The organism is Citrobacter sp. TBCS-14 (genome assembly GCF_005280805.1).
In the GTDB taxonomy this organism is placed as follows: domain Bacteria; phylum Pseudomonadota; class Gammaproteobacteria; order Enterobacterales; family Enterobacteriaceae; genus Citrobacter; species Citrobacter gillenii.
In genome coordinates this window covers 1-312 of sequence record NZ_SZWM01000364.1, presented here as the reverse complement: position 1 = coordinate 312, position 312 = coordinate 1, and the positions used below count along the sequence as shown (strand labels likewise).

Here is a 312-nt window from a genome sequence, read left to right as displayed (position 1 = left end):
ACTGATGGGGGAAATCCGTGTCGCGGGTGACGAGCAACGTAAGGGCGTTTCCGAAGTCACGCTCGCCGTCACCGAAATGGACAGCACCGTGCAGCAAAACGCATCGTTGATTGATGATGCCGCCACGCGAACCCAGGTACTGAAAGAAGAGGCAGAACAATTAGCGCTACTGGTTTCCTCCTTCAAATTGCCGGAGCCTTCAGCGGCCTGACCCCCACGTAAAGTATCCGGGGGCATCGTCTGCACCCGGATAACTCCAGGCTACACTTAACGTAGTTAACACGTCGGGAGCCGGAGTATGGCTGAGTTTGT

General features: G+C 55.8%; 1 pseudogene. It reads left to right on the top strand.

Annotated features, from left to right (window positions below):
* A pseudogene (locus tag FDX22_RS30500) lies at positions 1 to 211 on the top strand (methyl-accepting chemotaxis protein); the annotation flags it as partial.
* Positions 212 to 312: the final 101 nt, after the last annotated feature.